The 19,239-nt window shown below is 39.6% G+C and carries 14 protein-coding genes; 9 read left to right on the plus strand and 5 right to left on the minus strand.

Annotation, left to right across the window (positions count from 1 at the left end; translation table 11 throughout):
* The first annotated feature begins 49 nt into the window (after positions 1 to 49).
* Entirely contained in the window at positions 50 to 2,188 is a 2,139-nt protein-coding gene (locus tag F3059_RS08980) for a tetratricopeptide repeat-containing sensor histidine kinase (protein WP_170265140.1), read from the plus strand.
* Here F3059_RS08980 and lysS read toward each other — a convergent pair.
* Complete coding sequence (gene lysS, locus F3059_RS08985) at positions 2,185 to 3,915, minus strand: lysine--tRNA ligase (protein ID WP_151168396.1); 1,731 nt, start codon at positions 3,913 to 3,915, stop codon at positions 2,185 to 2,187. The genes F3059_RS08980 and lysS overlap by 4 nt on opposite strands.
* Before the next feature lie 208 nt (positions 3,916 to 4,123).
* Here lysS and F3059_RS08990 point away from each other — a divergent pair, with 208 nt between their 5' ends.
* The 3 genes from F3059_RS08990 to F3059_RS09000 all read left to right on the plus strand — a co-directional run bounded on the left by F3059_RS08990 (position 4,124) and on the right by F3059_RS09000 (position 8,776).
* Positions 4,124 to 6,097: a TonB-dependent receptor gene (locus tag F3059_RS08990; protein WP_170265141.1), complete on the plus strand. Its 1,974-nt coding sequence runs from the start codon at positions 4,124 to 4,126 to the stop codon at positions 6,095 to 6,097.
* A gap of 76 nt (positions 6,098 to 6,173) precedes the next feature.
* Positions 6,174 to 7,388, plus strand: coding sequence for a hypothetical protein (locus tag F3059_RS08995; RefSeq protein WP_151168401.1), 1,215 nt, complete (start codon positions 6,174 to 6,176; stop codon positions 7,386 to 7,388).
* A gap of 152 nt (positions 7,389 to 7,540) precedes the next feature.
* Positions 7,541 to 8,776: a right-handed parallel beta-helix repeat-containing protein gene (locus F3059_RS09000; RefSeq protein WP_151168403.1), complete on the plus strand. Its 1,236-nt coding sequence runs from the start codon at positions 7,541 to 7,543 to the stop codon at positions 8,774 to 8,776.
* A 72-nt stretch (positions 8,777 to 8,848) separates the two neighbouring features.
* Here F3059_RS09000 and F3059_RS09005 read toward each other — a convergent pair whose 3' ends face one another.
* On the minus strand, positions 8,849 to 11,260 hold the full coding sequence (locus tag F3059_RS09005) for a T9SS type A sorting domain-containing protein (protein WP_151168405.1): 2,412 nt from the start codon (positions 11,258 to 11,260) through the stop codon (positions 8,849 to 8,851).
* Between the two features lie 277 nt (positions 11,261 to 11,537).
* On the opposite strand from F3059_RS09005, the gene F3059_RS09010 reads away from it, so the two are divergent.
* Genes F3059_RS09010 through F3059_RS09020 form a run of 3 tightly spaced genes read left to right on the plus strand, consistent with a single transcriptional unit; the run spans position 11,538 to position 14,474 of the window.
* Positions 11,538 to 12,527 (plus strand): bifunctional phosphoglucose/phosphomannose isomerase, encoded by a 990-nt coding sequence (locus F3059_RS09010; RefSeq protein WP_223274588.1) that lies wholly within the window; start codon positions 11,538 to 11,540, stop codon positions 12,525 to 12,527.
* Positions 12,527 to 13,234 (plus strand): lipoyl(octanoyl) transferase LipB, encoded by a 708-nt coding sequence (gene lipB / locus F3059_RS09015; RefSeq protein ID WP_151168409.1) that lies wholly within the window; start codon positions 12,527 to 12,529, stop codon positions 13,232 to 13,234. Before F3059_RS09010 ends, lipB begins: the two co-directional genes overlap by 1 nt.
* Positions 13,235 to 13,289: 55 nt before the next feature.
* The gene (locus F3059_RS09020) at positions 13,290 to 14,474 is read left to right on the plus strand and encodes a serine hydrolase domain-containing protein (RefSeq protein WP_151168411.1); all 1,185 of its coding nucleotides are present in this window, start codon (positions 13,290 to 13,292) and stop codon (positions 14,472 to 14,474) included.
* Here F3059_RS09020 and F3059_RS09025 read toward each other — a convergent pair.
* Positions 14,444 to 15,862, minus strand: a complete 1,419-nt coding sequence (locus F3059_RS09025) for an ArnT family glycosyltransferase (protein ID WP_151168413.1) — start codon at positions 15,860 to 15,862, stop codon at positions 14,444 to 14,446. The genes F3059_RS09020 and F3059_RS09025 overlap by 31 nt on opposite strands.
* A gap of 142 nt (positions 15,863 to 16,004) precedes the next feature.
* Here F3059_RS09025 and F3059_RS09030 point away from each other — a divergent pair, with 142 nt between their 5' ends.
* Together F3059_RS09030 and F3059_RS09035 are read left to right on the plus strand one after the other, a co-directional pair.
* Positions 16,005 to 16,406, plus strand: coding sequence for a hypothetical protein (locus F3059_RS09030; RefSeq protein WP_151168415.1), 402 nt, complete (start codon positions 16,005 to 16,007; stop codon positions 16,404 to 16,406).
* A 6-nt stretch (positions 16,407 to 16,412) separates the two neighbouring features.
* The gene (locus F3059_RS09035) at positions 16,413 to 17,129 is read left to right on the plus strand and encodes a 3'-5' exonuclease (protein WP_151168417.1); all 717 of its coding nucleotides are present in this window, start codon (positions 16,413 to 16,415) and stop codon (positions 17,127 to 17,129) included.
* Here F3059_RS09035 and F3059_RS09040 read toward each other — a convergent pair.
* Positions 17,126 to 18,505, minus strand: a complete 1,380-nt coding sequence (locus F3059_RS09040; RefSeq protein WP_151168419.1) for a hypothetical protein — start codon at positions 18,503 to 18,505, stop codon at positions 17,126 to 17,128. The two genes, F3059_RS09035 and F3059_RS09040, sit on opposite strands and share 4 nt — an antisense overlap.
* Positions 18,477 to 19,208 (minus strand): glycosyltransferase family 2 protein, encoded by a 732-nt coding sequence (locus F3059_RS09045; protein WP_151168421.1) that lies wholly within the window; start codon positions 19,206 to 19,208, stop codon positions 18,477 to 18,479. Before F3059_RS09045 ends, F3059_RS09040 begins: the two co-directional genes overlap by 29 nt.
* Positions 19,209 to 19,239 lie beyond the last annotated feature (31 nt).

Consider the following 19,239-nt stretch of genomic DNA (forward strand, 5'->3'; position numbering starts at 1 on the left):
GCCCTACAAAGAAATGGTTTATTTTGGTGATTCCTTCGTTGCACTCATTATGATTAAAAGAATTATAGCCCTATCGGTTCTTTGTATATTATTTTTTCCTGTTATTGGTCAGGAGGGTTTGAATAGTTTGTATCAAAAACTTGAAAACTCGAAAACAGACACAGGAAAAGTAGAGGCTTTGACCGATATTACGATATACCTCTATCGTCACAATCAATTTCAAAAAACTATCTCCTATGCCGATAGTGCTATTGCGATAGGCAAAAAACTTGATAACAGTAAATATATTGTAATCCCTTTATCCTTTAAGTCTTCAGCTTATTACGACCTGGGACAACGCGAAAAAGCAGTAATGGCAGCTAAAGAGGCCATGGCAGTTGCTGAAAAATGTGAATGTCCAGATGAAAAAGGAAGAAGCCTTATTACGTATGCTGACATCCTGAATAAAGACACACGTTATGATTCATCAATAATTTACTACGAAAAAGCGCTTGAAGCATTAGAGGAAGGTTCTATCGATAAGGCTCATGCTTACAACAATATTTCGATTGCCTATGCTGAGAAAGGGTTTTATTACAAATCACTGGATTATTTATTGAAAGCTCTTGAGTTTTATCGTGAAAAAGAAATGGAGTATGCCCAGGCAACAGCTCTCAATAATCTAGGTGAAAAATACAGGCAAAATGATGATCACACGAATGCTATCAAATACTTGAAAAAGTCGATTAGCATTTCACGAAATGTTGGGGATACTGTTCAAATGGGGCGAGCGATGGGAAACCTTGGTCTGGCTTACAGTGAAATTCATAAAAACGACAGTGCATTTAAATATTTGAATGAAGCCCTTGATGTCAATAAGAGTATCAACAGGCTATACGGGAAAACAGTGGCTCATAGTAACCTGGCTTCTTTTTATTCTGATACTGATCAACCTGATAAAGCTTTCCCGCATTTAGAGAAGGTTCTTGAATACTCTCAAAAGTTAGGCGTGAAAAGAGGGCTTTACTATGGTAATTTAGGTTTAGGCAGAGCCTATTACATGAAAGAACAATATGATTCAGCACTAAAATATATCAATAAAGCTAAACAAGTTATTCAAGGCTCTACCGATGATGGTGTTAAAATGGGGCTGTATGATGGCTATCACGATATCTACAAAAAGCTAGGTCAATTTGATAGTTCTCTTTTTTACTACGAAAAGTATGTAACAATCAAAGACAGCTTAGATGATGCCAGCAGGCAAAGCAGAATTGATGAGCTGTCAATGAAGTTTGAAGCTGAGCAAAAAGAAAAAGAAAATGCTGTTTTAAGAGCTGAGAACTTGAAAGCTCAAAAAGAGTCGAATTATAAAACTTTGATCATATGGGTTTCAGTTGTATTAGTAGCTGGCCTTATTGTTATGGTGGTTTTGCAGTTTCGATACAATAAGTCAAAAAGTGATTTAAACGAAAGGCTTCTTGCCACAAACACTAAAATTGCCCAAAAGAATGAGGAGCTAAAAAAGCTTAATGAGGTCAAAAACCGAATGCTTTCTATTGTAGGACATGATGTGAAAGGTCCGCTCAGTTCAATTTCCTCCTTGTTGAAACTCATCAACTCCGGTGAGCTGACTGCTGATCAGGAAAAAGAGTTTTTGCAGGATTTGGAATCTGAAACTTCAAAAACTTCAATGCTCCTCGAAAACTTACTACATTGGACAAAGTCACAGTTTGACGGGCTCGAAGTTCATCTCGATGAAAGAGAGTTAAAAGGTGCCGTTGATCACATTGTCTCTCTTTACGAAAATCCTATTCGCAAAAAGAATATTGTAATTGAAAACACGATTGATCCAAACGACAAAGCAGTAGTTGATAAGCAACTTCTCGATCTTATTTTGAGAAATCTGCTATCAAATGCTATCAAATATGTGTATGAAGGAGGGAAAATCAGATTTGATTGTGAAAAAGAGGACGGTAAAGTACGCTTGAAGGTTACCGACAACGGTATGGGAATGTCACAGGAGAAAATCGATACGCTTTTTGCTAAAAGCTCATCAACGCTTGGAGCAAACAACGAAAAAGGAACAGGACTCGGTTTGGTTCTGACCAAAGACGCTGTGGAACAATGTGGTGGAAGTCTTAAAGTTGAAAGTGAAAGAGGCAAAGGAAGCACGTTCATTCTCGAACTCCCTTTGCCTGGAAATAATTAATCCTTCCCTTCAAACCATTTTTTTACATCTTCTAATTGAAGAGCTGGAATGTCGAGCTTGTTTTTCTTTCTGAAACCATTCAGTTTTTGATGAACCTGAGTTGATTTCATTTCGAGTAGTTCTTCAACTTTCTTGAAACCTGCTTTTACAATTGTCTCAGCCCATTCTTTTGTGATGTCGAGTTTTTCCTGAAACTCTTCAGGTGTAGCCTGAGTCGGCTTTTTCTCAGGGCGCATTTGCGGGAAGAATAATACTTCCTGAATGCTTTCCTGGTTTGTGAGAAGCATGATCAACCTGTCCATTCCAATTCCCATGCCTGATGTTGGAGGCATTCCGTATTCCAGTGCACGAAGGAAATCCTGATCGATAAACATGGCTTCATCATCACCTTTCTCGCTCAGGCGAAGCTGTTCTTCAAAGCGCTCGCGTTGATCTATTGGATCATTGAGCTCAGAATAAGCGTTTGCAATTTCTTTCCCGTTTACAATAAGTTCAAATCTTTCGGTCAGATCCGGGTTTTCGCGGTGCTTTTTACAAAGTGGCGACATCTCTACCGGGTAATCTGTAATGAAAGTTGGCTGAACGTAATTAGCTTCACATTTTTCGCCAAAGATTTCATCAATGAGCTTTCCTTTTCCAAAACACTCATCAACTTCAATGTCGAGTTTCTTGCACACTTCTCTCAATTCGGCTGCATCCATTCCGCGAACATCAATGCCTGTATGCTCGAAAATAGCTTCCAGAATTGGAACTCTTTTAAAAGGAGCTGTAAAGTCGATTTCTTTATCACCAACTTTTACTTTTGAAGAGCCATTCACTTTGTTCACAACAAACTCCAACATTTTTTCAGTGAAGTCCATCATCCAGATGTAATCTTTGTAAGCCACGTAGATTTCCATCACTGTAAACTCAGGGTTATGTGTGCGGTCCATTCCCTCGTTACGGAAGTCTTTGGCAAATTCATAAACTCCGTCAAATCCACCAACGATAAGGCGTTTTAAGTACAGCTCATTAGCGATTCTCAAATACAATGGAATATCGAGTGCGTTGTGATGAGTAACAAAAGGCCGTGCTGCTGCACCACCCGGAATTGGTTGAAGAATAGGCGTTTCAACCTCCATGTATCCTTTGCCATTGAAGAATTCACGCATTGCAGCAAAAGTTTGCGTGCGCTTCACGAAAGTGTCTTTCACTTCACGGTTCACTACCAGGTCAACATAGCGCTGGCGGTGACGCAATTCCGGATCGACAAAAGCATCGTGCGTGTTTCCTTCAGAATCTGTCTTTACGATTGGCAATGGGCGAAGTGATTTTGACAGTATAGTTAATTCATTAACGTGAACTGTAGTCTCGCCCATTTTCGTTTTAAATACTTTTCCGCGAATACCTATAAAGTCACCAATATCGAGCAGTCGCTTGAAAACTTCATTGTAAAAAGTGGTGTCTTCACCTTCGCAAATATCGTCACGGGTGATGTAGAGCTGAATGCGGCCACTGCTGTCCTGTAGCTCAGCAAAAGAAGCTTTTCCCATGATGCGCTTGCTCATGATTCGGCCTGCTATTACCACATTTTCCAGCTCTTCGCCATCTTCAAACTTCTTCTTGATCTCGCTGGATGTTGTGTTTACATAAAACTGCTCTGCCGGATAAGGATCTATCCCTAACTCGCGCATTCTTTTTAAACCTTCTCTTCTTACCTGTTCCTGCTCAGATAGTTGTTGACTCATTATCTGTTTTTTTATCTGTGAAAATTCAGGCCGCAAAGGTAGTGAAAGCATTGATTTTACGTTCGCCATTTATCGATTAGTGGATTGCTCGTTTTTTGGCTCTGACCGTAGTGGAACTAACTTGAGCTATTTTACTGATCTTTTTAAGAATTGAACTTTTTGGTTGCAGCTTGCTAAAATGGCCTATACTTGCACGCAAAAATTTGCTATGAAAACCCCCGTTATAGCTTCTATTGGTTTGTTAATTAGTTCTTTTAGTCTTGGGCAAACTAATGATACGACTCAGCTAAAAGAGTTTACAATAACCGAAAAACGCTCAGCAAAACAGTTTGATCAATCTGCACGGGTTGTCACGACAATTGATAAAAAGGAGATAGAGCAGGCACCTGTTCAAACGGTTGATGAGTTGCTGGAATTCGCTCTCAATGTGGATGTCAAGCAACGTGGACCGTACAACGTTCAAAATGACATTAGTTTGAGGGGAGCAACTTTTGAGCAAACGCTCATTTTGCTCAACGGAGTTAAACTGTCAGATCCGCAAACCGGTCACCACAATATGAATTTGCCGGTTCGTTTAGAGGATATTTCGCGGATTGAAATTCTGCATGGTGGAGCTAGCCGAATTTACGGAACATCAGCCTTTGCCGGGGCGATCAACATTATCACTGAAAATGCTGAAGAGAACACCGTTTCAGGGTCTGTAACGGGCGGTGAGTACGGCTTTTATCAGGCAGGAGTGACTGCTACGACAGCTTTTGAAAATCACTCGCACAGGATATCGGCTAGTAAATCCGGTTCTGACGGATATATTGACAATACTGATTTTGAGCGAACCAATCTTTTTTGGCAGAGTGAAATCGATTTGAATCGCCTCAGTTTAATGGCGAATGCAGGTTTCATGGATAAAGGGTTTGGAGCTCAAAACTTTTATACATCTGCTTTTCCTCGCCAGTTTGAGAAAACAAGGACTTATTTTTCTTCACTAACAGCAGAGTACGACTTTGATAAAACACACATCCGTTTGAGATCATACTATCGCCAGCATCACGATCGTTTCGAGCTCTACCGTGAAGGAATTGACTATTACCAAAGAACAGGAAACGGAAGGTTTGTGATGGGAAATGACACTGTTCCCTCGTGGTACAACGGGCACAATTATCACCAAACGGCTGCTTATGGATCTGACCTAAATGTGGCGCATACCTGGAAACTCGGGGAAACAAGTGTGGGTGTTGAATACCGAAAAGAAGAGATTTACAGCAATGTGTTGGGGCATGATTTGGCTGAGCCAAAACCTGTTCCGCGTGAACCTTCATACGCGCAATTCACACAATTTGACGAGCGCGAAAATTACAGTGCTTATATCGAACACAATTTTAAATGGAAAGATCTTTTCATGTCGATGGGTACAATGTACAACATCAACTCACAGTTTGATGATGAGTGGTTCCCGGGAGTGGACGTGAGCTATGAAATCAATAAACATTTTCAGCCTTACGCTTCATGGAGCCGGAGTTTGCGTTTTCCATCGTTTACGAACCTCTACTACGAAGGAGGGAATTCTGTTGGAAGCCTCACTCTTGAGCCTGAGAAAAGCGTGAATTACGAACTCGGGACCAAGTTTGTGTCATCGTGGTTTCGCGGTCACGTGGCGGCATTCCGCAGAGAGGGGAAAAACCTGATCGATTGGATTCGCTACAACAACTCTGACACAGCATACGCGGCAAATATTACTGAGGTAAATATCAACGGAGCTGAGCTCAACGGGTTTTTCAATATTCACAAGCTATTGGGAGAAGATTTTCCTGTTTTTTCGGTCAGAGCCGGATACACCTACCTCATGGCAGATACTACCAGTCGTAACTTTGAGTCCAGTTACGTGCTCGATTTTCTCCAGCACAAAGCTGATCTTGCTTTGACATCTAAAGAGTATTCCGGATTTCAGTTGACCGCAAACGCAAGCTATCAGGATCGTGTTGGTGGTTACAGAAACGCTGAAGAAATGAGAGAAACGCCATTTGATCCAGTATTTTTAACGAATTTAAGATTGCGGTATCGCTATAAGCAAATCTCGCTTTACAGTGAGATTTCAAATCTGTTTGATCAGGATTATGTGGATATTGGTAATGTTCAACTTCCCGGGAGATGGGTGAAAATAGGCTTCAGGTTTATTATTCGTTAGTTGGAGGTGGTTTGATTTTAGCCGGTTTGCGTTGTATTTGATGAATTCATACATTTACATTCTAAAATCAAACCTCATGAATATCAAATCACTAATCAGACTTTCATCAATTCTTTTGATTGTAGCCCTTATTGCCAGCTGCAAAGATGATGACGATTCCCCTCAACCAATACAAACAAATCAATTAGTTACCGATACAGTATCATTCGAAAGAATCACATCTGACACTACTCTTGTCAATAGAGGAGAGGGGATTGATTACATTATTTCGAAGAAGGTCAACATTTACAGAAAACTCACAATTGAGCCCGGTGTAAGGATTGCCTTTACTAATGAAGGTGGCCTGAGTATGAAAGTAAACAGGAACACTTTAGATTCGGGAATTATTCATGCTGTAGGAACTCCTTCAGACTCTATTTGGTTTCAGGGGTTAAATGGAGCAAAATGGGAAAGTATCGATATAGGGACCCCTTCTCCTTTGAACAAACTTCACTATTGTGTGGTAAAAGATGCTGCAGGAACCGGAGCTATTACTACTTATGGTGATGGAATGTTTGGTGATTTAGAATTAAAATATTCCTCAATAAGGAACAATGAAGATTATGGGTTGTATAGTTTTTATCTCAGCTCAATTGAAGGCTTTGAAAAAAATACATTTCATTCTAATGGAGGCTATCCAATTCACATAGGTTTTAGCTCTCTACCTCATCTTGATGGGCAGCAGAGCAGCTATTACAACAATGGATCGGGAAATGACCCTAAAGACATGATTTATGTGAGCTCTGATAATCTTTATGATAGACATTTAGTAGGTGGTGATTTTGTGATTAAGAACCCGGGAGTTCCAATCCTTGTAAAGGATCATGTTTATCTAAGGGATGATGCTAAATTGACAGTTGAGGCAGGAAACGAGATGGTTTTTGATAATTATGAAATTCGTACCGATGGAGCAAATTCGAGCGTTTCAATTGAAGGTACGGCAAATAATCCTGTAATATTCAGATCCATTGATGATTACCATCATTGGGGTGGGTTTCTTATCACAACAGATAATTCTAACAATAAAATTGAACACACAAAAATCATTGATGGCGGAGATCTTGCATTGGGAGATCACAACAGCGGAGCCAGTATAAGTTTGGGGTCGTCATCAGGTCGTGCTCAACTCACACTAAACAATGTGGAAATAATCAGCAGTAAAGGATGTGGCATATCTGAATTTGGCCCGACAACACTCGACACGAGTAATGTTACATTCGTCAATAATAACGGATCAGACTATTGTGATTGATAGGAGTTCATTTTTTTAGTTGTTTTTTAGTCTGATAAATAATATATTACTTTGTTGTTAATCCTTCCTCTGAACATTTGATGTTCAAACCTTCAATACCCGAAAGTTAATTAGCGAACCATAATTAACCAAAACATTAAAAATTAAACATTATGAAAAAGGCTAGTATTGCAATAGCGGGAATTTCGCTATTTGTCATGGGAGGAATTTCATCGTGCAAAAAAGATGACGATGATAATTCTAATCAACAACCAGTAGCTCAAACTGTAACGCTTGATTGTTCTACAATCTCTGAACCTAAAACATTAAAGGATTTGGGGTCAGGAGTTGATTATATCGTTCCATGTTACATCGATGTAGAAGCGAGTTTAACTATTCAGCCGGGTGTGACCATTGAGTTTAAACAGGATGCCGGTTTTGAGATAAATGATTACAGCGATGCTGAAGGAGCTATTCAGGCTGAAGGGACAAAGAGTAAGCCAATAAGATTTACAGGATCTATAAAAGAAAAAGGAGCATGGGAAGGAATCATTATGTATTCTGAAGATCTTCGTAATAAGATGAATTACTGCATCATTGAATATGCAGGTGGACAAGACAATAGCGGTCAGGCGATTTGGATGGATAATGAGACTAAACTTGAATTAAAGAATTCTGTTATCCGTAAAAACAAAGGTCATGGCATGTACATTAAATCAACTTCAAATATTGAAGGCTTTGCCAATAATAAGTTCACTGAAAACACAGACTATCCTCTCAATATAGCAGCAAGACAAGTTACACATCTTGATGGCGATAATAGTGAATATGAAGGGAACTTAAATGGTGATGGAGATAGCATGGACGAGATCTATGTTTTCTCAAAATCGATTTATAATAGGGGCCGTGTAATTGGCAGTTCAGTACATGAGTGGCATGATCCAGGAGTGCCTTTTTATGTTAACGAACTCGTTTATGTTGGTGAAACTCAAGAAGGAGCTCTACAAATTCATGAAGGCTGTACTTTGAGGTTTGGCCAGAACTACGGTTTTTGGGTTGATGAGTACAATGCTTCATTTGAGGTTTTAGGAACATCAGACAATAAAGTTGTTATGGAAGGAAGAGAAGGGAAAGGATCGTGGAACGGTGTGTACATCAATACCAACAACGTTAACAACAAGATAGAGAATGCCATAATTAGAGATGGGGGACAGGCGAAAGCTGGTCACTGGCATGATAATCCAGCTAATTTAAGTTTGGGATATTATGGTGATGAAGTTCAACTCACACTAAAAAATGTTGAGATTAACAATAGCGCAGGGTGTGGAATATCAGAAACAGGAGATGTAAGTCTCACAACCAGTAATGTTACTTATAGTGGCAATAGTGGTGCAGATATTTGCAACTAGTGTCATTTACCTTAATAAAAATTAGTATAAATTTAAAAGCCCGGATCTGGAAGGAGTCCGGGCTTTTTGGTTTTATTCAACAATCAACTTGTAAGAATGCTCTTCATTGTTTCTTGAAGTAACTTCAATAATATACATGCCAGAACTCCATGAAGAACAACTGATGTTTTGAGCTCTTGAGGATTCAAAAATCAAAGCTCCATTCATATTGTAAACGTTTATTCGTTTAGTCTCATTCACATTTTTAATAGAAAAATTACTTTTTGCAGGGTTTGGATATGGTGAAAACTCGGTAGATTTTTGAGTTGATTCATCAAATCCAGGAATTGGAACAGTATACGCTGAGCGTCTAACAACCATGAAGCTTCTTCCAGATCTTAATGGTCTGTCGATGTATGTTCCAACGTTATTTCCACCAAAAGAAATAGCATTAGTAATCAAGCTTTCTGAAGTTTTAAAGTCACCTCCAAAGTAATCGATCATTGCTGTAGAGGTATTGTTGTCTTCAAATAAAGTTTGGCTGCCATAGAGCTCAACGTATATAAGCCCATTTAATAAATTGTAGTGGTTGTTATTAAAGTCTGTAAAAGAACTGATATCACCTGTTAAACTCATGTTTCCTTGATAAACTTCCAGGTCACTGAAGATTCCTCCTTCATTATCGTAATTAAAGAATCGTGTTGTGCCAATTAAAAAGGTAGTATCGAGCATCAGGTTAACATTATAGACAGATCCAACAGCATGTTGATGACTACCTTCTTCTGTAAAGGCTACAAATAGATCATCTTCGGTAGGGTGAGCCTCCATTTTAAAGGAAGTGATTTGAGTCAGGGAGCTTGTTTCCTGTGTTTGAACTCTAGTCACAGTATCTGTTAAAGTCAGCGAATTTCGATCATATTTAAGTATATGAGCTTGAGTACCAAACATAGGGCCCTCTTCTTTGGTCGCAACATAAATAGAAGATCCCCTAAAAGTTAATCCTGGAACATCTATTGTTGGGCCAACATTGAATATTGTAGTATCCATCGTGTTGAGGTCATATGAAATCCACGCGCTGTTTCCACCGGCAATATTAGTTGCTCCGTAGATATAAATTCGCTCATTAAAACGGTCGTATTTTGCCAGGTTCCCAGTTGTCATCCAGGTAAAAAGAGTGTCACGGTTACCGGTGTTTAGGTTCATAGCTACGTAGTATTGACCTCCTCCGGGAAATCGAACTCTTCCAAATAGCGTATCACCATCAACGTGCTTTTGCTCAATGTCACTTACGTCATGATTGTAGTCAGCTAAAGTGTTGTTAAGTATGTTATAGAGTAAATTGTTAGCTACAGGAGAACCCAGTTTTTCGAGGTTCTGACCAATAAGAAATGTGTCAGATCCAAAAACTGTGTAGTGTTTTAAAAGCGAGAATTCACCACTCCAAGAAGGGAGCGTTTTAAGCGGGTTTGAAGCGAGATCTGTCAACACTGGAGACTCGGCCGCGTTTCCGTTCCACATTGTAAAATCACCAAGAAATTCAATAGTTGAATCGAGCGAATTAATCGTAGTGATTTCGCCATCAGTCTCAATGTTAAGATCCTGAAAAACACCGTTGGTCAGATCCAGTTTTACGACCTGTGTTGAGTCGTTGTTGAGTTCAAAACGACCAGCTAAATAAGCACTTGAGGAGTCTTTTTTAGTTAGCTCAGTGATTGAGCCGGCAATTGTGAAGGTGTTGAGCACAGAGTCGTGATTGATCATGTGGAGTTTTGTTGAATCTGAGCTTGTTGTTTCGGCATAGAGATAGACTGAATCAATAACGTTTATCGCTTTGTGGAAATTAGCCAGCGGTGCATTTTGAAGCGTATCCATCGGGTAGCCGTTTTGTCTGTAAAAATAGACAGTTGGGACTTGCCCGGTCATGTGAAAAAGGGCCAGTTCATCATCGTTTCCGGCATAAATATCAGGGCTGAAATTTGCGGGATAATTATCACTCCACTGAACGTCTTTTACAAAGTTGTCAAGTTCAAAGCGTTTGATTTCATTTCCTGAGTAGCCTGAGTAAGAAAGTCTGTTATCGTTGAATTCAACTTTAAGTGGTGGAATATCAGGAGCTAAAAAACTCTCTTCATCAATTTCAATTAGCGTTTTGCTTTGGGAGCTCCCATCAGTAACATTTAGTTTATTGATGAGGATTTTCGTTTTAGTTGCAGTTATGTAATAAATGAAATTCCCTTTTTTATATACTTCACTTCTTGTAGTGTGAATCCTAGGGTTGTTTTGATAATCCGCTCCACTTTGGTTCAAATGCCAAATAGTTGCATTTTGTTCTACTGTGTGTGTTTGGGTTCCGGTTAATATCAGATTACCATTCCAGGGTGTGATGGAGTTGATTGTACCGTTAAAGTCTGGAACCGAATCATGAAACCAGTTTTGACTTTGAGAATAAACAGAGCCTCCAAAGCAAATTGCAATAGCGATAATAAGAGTGGTAATAGTTTTCATAAATGAAGTGTTTTCTCTTTGTTGTGCAACGATTAATCCAAATATAGTGTTTTAATTTCCTGTTTGAAAATCAATTTGTTGTAAAGGTTTCGTGATGCGGGGTGAATTCTAATGATGGGAAACTTTTTCAAATTGAAACAGGTTTGTTCGTGCCTGTTTTCTAGTTTAATAAAACATTAGAAATATGCTATCTATGAGTACAGATGCACGATTTTGTCGATATATTTTTCGGTTCTGACCGTAAAAACATTTTCTTTGCTTTAATCAAAAAACAAAAATCAAGATGGAATCCTTAATAGCCGGCTTCAACGATCAATTGAAAGAGGCTTTAGCAATTGGACAAAACGCGAGTTTAACACCTTCACAAAAACCTATTGAAAACGTACTAATCACAGGTCTTGGTGGATCAGGTATTGGCGGAACTATAATTAAAGACTGGCTGAGCGACTCATGCCAGGCTCCAATAATTGTGAATAAAGGCTACGGTGTACCGGGCTTTGTCAACGAAAACACATTAGTCATAGCTTCTTCTTACTCAGGAAATACTGAAGAAACACTTTCGGCAACTGAAAAAGCGATTGCTAAAGGTGCTCAAATCGCTGCTATAACGAGTGGTGGTGAACTGGAGCAAATGGTTGAAAACGTTGATGGAAATATTATAAAAGTTCCCGGTGGAAATCCGCCACGTGCTATGCTGGCTTACTCGCTAGTTCAGCAGCTTTTCCTTTTCAATCACTACGGCTTGGCCAATGTAGATATTGAAAAAGAGATCAATACAACACGTGACATTCTCGAGTTCAACGAAAAAGAAATCAAGCGTGAAGCAAAAGATGTTGCTAAAGGATTAAAGAATACTTCACCTTACATCTACTCACTTGATGGTTACGCAGGAATTGGGACAAGAATGCGCCAACAACTCAACGAAAACAGTAAAATGTTGTGCAATAGCCAGGTGATTCCAGAAATGAACCACAACGAACTAGTAGGCTGGGCAGGCGCGAAAGGTGAAATATCGGTAGTTTTCTTACGCAACGAGGATGAGCTCGATCGCAACAGAACCAGGCTTGATATCAACGAGGAAATTATTCAAAAATACACGTCAAACATTCACCATATTTGGAGTAAAGGCGATACGCGTATTCAGCGTTCACTTTATCACATCCACCTCGAAGATTGGTGCTCTCTTTATTTGTCAGAACTAAACGGTGTTGATCCCGTTGAAATAGAAGTGATCAACCATCTTAAAGGTGAACTTTCAAAGTTGTAATGACAAAAAAAGTCTTATTCAAAAATCTGGAACAAATCGATTTTAAAGATGCCTGGGATTTCCAGGAGGGCCTTTTCAAAAAGGCGATCGATTTGAAAATGTACAACCGTAAACACGAAAGTGATTCTGCAGGTCAATTACCTGAGAATCACTTTTTGTTTTGCGAGCATCCGCATGTTTACACGCTCGGCAAAAGCGGTTCGGCAGATAATTTACTCATCGATGATGAAGGCTTAAAACAAAAACAGGCCACTTATTATAAAATCAACAGAGGCGGAGATATTACATATCACGGTCCGGGACAAATTGTTGGCTATCCTATTCTAGATCTCGACCAGTTTTTTACAGATATTCATCGCTATTTGCGTACCCTGGAAGAAGTGATCATTAAAACCATGGCTGAGTACGGCCTCAAAGGAGAACGCTACCCCGGCTTTACCGGTGTTTGGTTAGATCCCGAATCAGAAAGGGCTCGTAAAATTTGCGCTATGGGTGTGCGAACCTCTCGGTGGGTTACCATGCACGGTTTTGCGTTTAATGTGAATACAGATTTGAATTATTTCAAGAATATTGTGCCGTGCGGAATTGACGATAAGGATGTCACCTCTATGGAACGCGAGCTCGGTGAAAAACTCCCACTAAACGAAGTGCAACAAAAAGTCAAAAAACACTTTTCTCAATTATTTGAGGTTGAGTTTGTAGAATAACCAATACCAATCAAATCCTTTTTTACCTTTACCCAAAACCTGTCATTTCAAGAAAATGAAAAAGCTCATTATTATCGTTTTGGTGTTGGTTGCAGCGCATTTCACGCTAGTGCTAACAAATAACACCTACATCTATACCGTTCTTAAAATGACGGTTTTTAAAGGACAAATGAGTCCGTCAATTGATGAATATCCCGAGTTTGTCAACGATACAGTTCGCAATACTAACGGTCAGATCCAAAAGTGGCCGCTTGCCCGTGATTATAATTCGAACGAATTAGGAGAGGAATATGCCGAGGCTCACAATAGACTGGGCAGTGTTGCTTATCTAATAATCAGGAACGATTCCATTTGCCATGAGCAATACTGGGATGGTTTTGGACCCACTTCACATTCCAATTCATTTAGCATGGCCAAATCAATTGTGGGTGCCCTCACAGGGATAGCAATTGAAGAAGGTTTTATTGAGGGTGTTGATCAAAAAGTGTGTGACTTTTTTCCGAAATATTGTGAAGGAAAAGCTGCGGATCTGACCATTGAACATTTGCTGACAATGAGTGCCGGAATCAACTTTGATGAGAGCTACATCAACCCGTTTTCTTACCCGGGAAGAGCCAATTACGGCCAAGATCTTTGGGAACTCAACAAGAAGTATGAGGTGACACAAAATCCCGGTGAAGTTTTCAGCTATCAAAGTGGTGTTTCGCAACTTTTAGCTTTTGTTGTAGAGGAAGCTGTAGGGAAAAGCCTCAGCGAATACGCTGAAGAAAAACTCTGGACACCAATGGGGGCCAAAAACTTTGCTTTGTGGAGTAAAGATCATGAAGGCGGACACGTAAAAGCCTTTTGCTGTTTTAACTCTAATGCTCGAGATTTTGCCCGGTTTGGGAAGCTATATGAGCACAATGGAGTTTGGGATGGCGATACGCTTATTCCGCCACAATATGTCTCAAAATCAGTAAAACCGGCAGATTGGCTCAACGAAACGAATGGCGAACCTAATTACCGATACGGTTATCAATGGTGGACACATCTCAACTACAAAGAAAGCTTTGACTTTTTCTACATGCGCGGACTAAAAGGTCAATATGTTATCGTCATCCCAGATAAAAACCTGATGGTTGTTAGACTTGGTAGAGAGCGTCAAAAGCGTGGAAAGTTTGAGTTACCAAAAGATGTTGAATACTGGATTGATTTTGCCTTGGAGAACTACAGTTCCTCGGGCTCCAGTAAGTCATAGATTTCAAAATGCTTCCCGGTATAAGCTTTACTGTAGTTGTACTCAGTTGACGAAAGATGCTTGTCTATGATGAGTTTTTGAGCTCCAAGAGATCTTAATGAGTCGATATTTCCATTTTTGTTGATCAACCTGGTTGGCGCTGTCCAGCCGGTTCTGTCAGTGAAGTAAATAAGCTGCGGATTATAGCCGCCATTGATGAGAATGAGTTCATCTTCTTCAATGTGTTCAGCTGCAATATTTTCTATCTCTAACTTGTAGAGTTGATCCTCATCGATAAAGAAATCATGTTGTTGATTGGCAATAGACTCAGCAATAATCAAAACTGCAATTATTACAGCATACTTTATTGGTATTTGGCTCATTCCATAGCCTGCTACAACGGCCATTATAGGAACAAATGGAACGATGTAATAATTATGCGTTGGGAAGATAGCTCCAGTTTTAATGATAAACACAGCAAAGATCACGACAGATGCAACAAAACCAGATAGAACCAATTTTTTTCGCTCCTTAATAAGGAAAAACAAACCGGTAAGGAAAATACCAAACCCAACGAATGAAGAAAGAGCATTGAAATAAAATTGTGAGAGGAGCTCTGGAATATAACCCTTAATCTCGTTTAGACCTTCTGTGAAACTTTTGGGATAGAAAAGTCTGAATCCATAAGTATCGATTAAATGTGGAACCCAGTAGAAGTACCATACACCAATTGCGCAAACAATCAATGCTGTGGCGATTGAAATTGAAACCTTTATTCTGAGCTTTAGAGGCAAAAGGACAGGAACAATCAACAGTGATAAAAGCGTGAGTGCCGGTATTTTACTCAAACACCCAACCGAGGCAAATAAAAAGAAGAGAATTAAGTTGATTAACTTCTCTGTTTTGATATAGCGATAAATGAAGTAAAGGCCAATCATGACAAGCGATACACTAAAAGTATCAGGCATTATCTTTCTCGAAAAAGCGAACCATATAGAACTGAGGAGAATTAAAGTAGAAAAATATGCTGTCTTGTAATTAAAAAGTGACTTGAGAACTTTATAGAAAAAATATATTCCAATTGAACTAACTGTCAGGTTAATCAGCCTGCCATACCAGTGGTCAAAACCAAATAGCTCAAAAAACAAATAAACGATAAAGTTGAAGATCGGGAATTCAGAACCAATGATTCCAGTGAGCGTGCCAGCAACATCAACTTTTGGATAAAGAATAGAAGGATTTCCCTGATAAAAGTTGCGGGCAATCATGTTGGTCAGAGTCTGGCGCCAATTGTGACCAATTTCCAGTGGAGGGTTTGTAATACCAACCAGCCTGATAAGAAAAAATACTAAAATTATCCCTTCGCCCTTTTTGATAAACGAAGAAAGACTGCCAAAAAGGTTTTTCATATTTTTAATCTGTTGCCGGAGACTAGCAAAGGCAAATCTAAGTTAAAATGAAATTGAAAGAACATTTCGTTTCCTATGGATTTCACTTAACAGATTAATCCATTAGTTTTGATCTATATGCTACACCTGATAGTTAATTGAGATGAAAAAAGACATTCACTTTCCAAAAGATGATGAAGTACACATGGCTATTGTCAGTGAAAAAGACGAAGGAGAAAATGTGTGGAACGCTTACGTCATTAATACCCGAAACTCAAAAATCGATACGCTTCTACTTACATCTAAAGGCTACAGCACCAGGCAGGATGAAGATGTCAAAACATCAGTGCTGCGCAGGCAGCTATTGAATATGGAGCCCAACACAGCTCAAAAAGTAGAAGAAATACCTGAAGAACTTCACAAACTCACCAATGAATTTTGGTTGAGCTTTTACGATGGAAACACGCTTTACGATAAAAAATTCACCTTTTCGAGTCACACATTTGAAAGTGATGAGCGAGTAAAAGTACCCGTTCTCGAAAAAGAAGGTATCCTCATCAAATAACCGCTTATGTTAGAAAATGTCGACATTACAAACATCCTGTTTCTCGATATTGAAACAGTTCCACAAGAAAAAACATTCGATTCACTGTCAGATTCGGCAAAAGCACTGTGGACCAAAAAAGCAAACAGACTCAAAACCGATGAAGAAACACCAGATGAGCTTTACGATAGAGCCGGAATTTACGCAGAGTTCGGGAAAATTGTATGCATCTCTGTTGGTTTTATGCGCAACACAACAAACGGGAAACGTTTGAGAATAACTTCATTCTCTGGCGATTCAGAGACAGATTTTCTACAAAACTTTGCCGATTTGTTAAACAGTCACTTCAACGAGCCACAACATTTACTGTGCGCCCACAACGGAAAGGAATTCGATTTCCCTTACATCGCCAGGAGAATGCTCGTCAATGGCGTAAAGCTTCCCAACCTGCTCGATATTGCAGGAAAAAAGCCCTGGGAAGTTCGCCATCTCGATACTATGGAACTCTGGAAGTTTGGCGATTGGAAAAGCTACACTTCACTGGAATTGTTGGCGCATATTTTCAATATCCCAACTCCAAAAGACGATATTGACGGAAGCGAAGTGAGAGGCGTTTATTACGAGGAAAATAACCTCGATAGAATTGTGGAATACTGCCAAAAAGATGTGGTAACAACAGTTCAGTTGTTTCTGAGATTCAAGGGAGAAAACCTTATAGAGGAAGAAAACATCGACTTCGTTTAGCGGTCTCCGCGTTTTGCAGCGTCATAATCAGGTCGATCGATGTACGAGTCGTAATTTGGCGGGTAATTGTCGTGCCAAAAAACAGCCTTGTACGCCTCTTTTGTCATGCCATCCCAGTGAATAATCCCTTTCCTGTATTGATAAGTTTGCCACTGGTTGAGACCAATTCCAATAACAATTAATGCGTAAAAATTTACGGTCAGAACCGTTTTCCTCTGGTTCAGTACCCAATGGATAGCAGCTGCCAGCCCAAGAGCTAAAAACGGATACATGTCAATCATTGCCCGCATTCCAAAAGAGCCGCCATACCACCAGCACCACCAACTGAATATCACATACATGTAAATCGGTAAAATCACGATGGTTGGAACAGCCAATGCTCTGTGCTTTTTGTAGAGCGGTATCAAGCCGATTAACCCTAAAATCATCAATGGCGTGTAAATGAGCCAGCCCTTTCTAAAGCTGAATAGACCTTTTAAGAACTGGGGATCTGACAGGAAAAAACCTTCTTCGTTATAAGAGTAATAGATCCAATCTCCGGTTGCTGCTTTCCAGTAAATGAGTTGAGGTAGTATTCCCAAAAAACCACCCAGAAAAGCAGGGAAAAGCACTTTGGGTTCCAGTAGTGAATCAAAAGACTGCTTAATACCTCCTGATTTGACCATGAAATAGAGAATTGGGAAAAGAACCACGAGACCATTTATGGGTCTGACCAAAACGGCCAGGCCGCAAAGCAAGCCGGTTAAAAAAGTGCGTTTGATGTTAATTGAGTCGCTCCATTTGAGGGTTGAGTAGATGATAAGTGTAATGATGAAAACGCTGTAATTGTGACTCATTGCGCTTTCGTTCATGATGTAATAAAAGAGATTTGTACCGGCATAGAGAATTGCTATGGTAGTGGCCGAGGTTGTATCGCTGAAAAATCTCAAAAGGATTGCGCGCATGACAAACATGCTTAGAATAGCATAAAAAACGGAGGATAATGTTAACGCGAGTTGGTAAGGAGGAGAATACCCATTTGGGTCGTAACCGAATGACCCTGCGGTGGCGTGTGCCACAAAAAAGAAGGGTGAGTAAAGAAGCGCTAATCCGCTCGACATTTTTTGAACCGGTTCTCCATCAGCTGTTTCGAGATACCAGAGATTGTTTTTGACTACATCTGGAGTGTCTTCCTCGTACTTGTACTGAAATGAGAGGTCATCGTAGATGAAGATTGCCGGTAGATAAGAATAGTACGATTGAATATCAGAAACAATGACACCGCCACGCTTCCAGTGCCCGATGTTGAGTACTGTGAATACAAGAAGAATACTCATGATCAGAACCACTGAAAATGAGCGGGGAGCTTTACTGATGTTTGAAAACTTTCTTGTCAAATATGTTGTATTTTAAGATGCAGTAGATTGCTCTAAAGCCGTCTTTCCATCCTATTTTTTTCCCTTCTTCGTAAGTCCTACCGTAATAAGAAATTCCCACTTCGTAAATTCTGATTTTAGGAACTCTCGATATTTTAGCTGTCACTTCAGGTTCAAAGCCAAAACGCTTTTCTGTGAGGTTTAATTGCTTGATCGTTGAAGCTTTAAAAACTTTGTAACACGTTTCCATATCTGTTAGATTGAGATTGGTGAACATGTTTGAGAGGAAAGTGAGAAACTGATTTCCAAGTGAGTGCCAAAAGAACAGAATACGATGAGGTTGGCCTCCCATAAATCTGGACCCGTAAACAACATCAGCAAAACCACTTAGTATGGGTTTTAGTAAAATATTGTATTCTTCAGGATCGTATTCTAAATCAGCGTCCTGAATGACAACATAGTCGCCCTGTGCTTCATCAATAGCTCTGTGAATCGCGGCACCTTTACCCATATTGTAAGGCTGGTTGTAAAGCTTGATGTCAAAGTCTGTATGTTTTTCGATATACGCCTCAACAACATCAGCAGTGTTGTCCTTTGAAGCATCATTCACAATAACGATTTCCTTTTCAACATCACCTTTTAGTTTCACTTCTCTAACCTTGTCGAGAATGATGTGGATCGTTGCGGCCTCGTTATATGCGGGAATTAAAACGCTTAATTTCACAGGGTAATTTTAAAGGTTAAACGGCAAAGAA

The organism is Salibacter halophilus (genome assembly GCF_008806325.1).
Lineage (GTDB): Bacteria > Bacteroidota > Bacteroidia > Flavobacteriales_G > Salibacteraceae > Salibacter > Salibacter halophilus.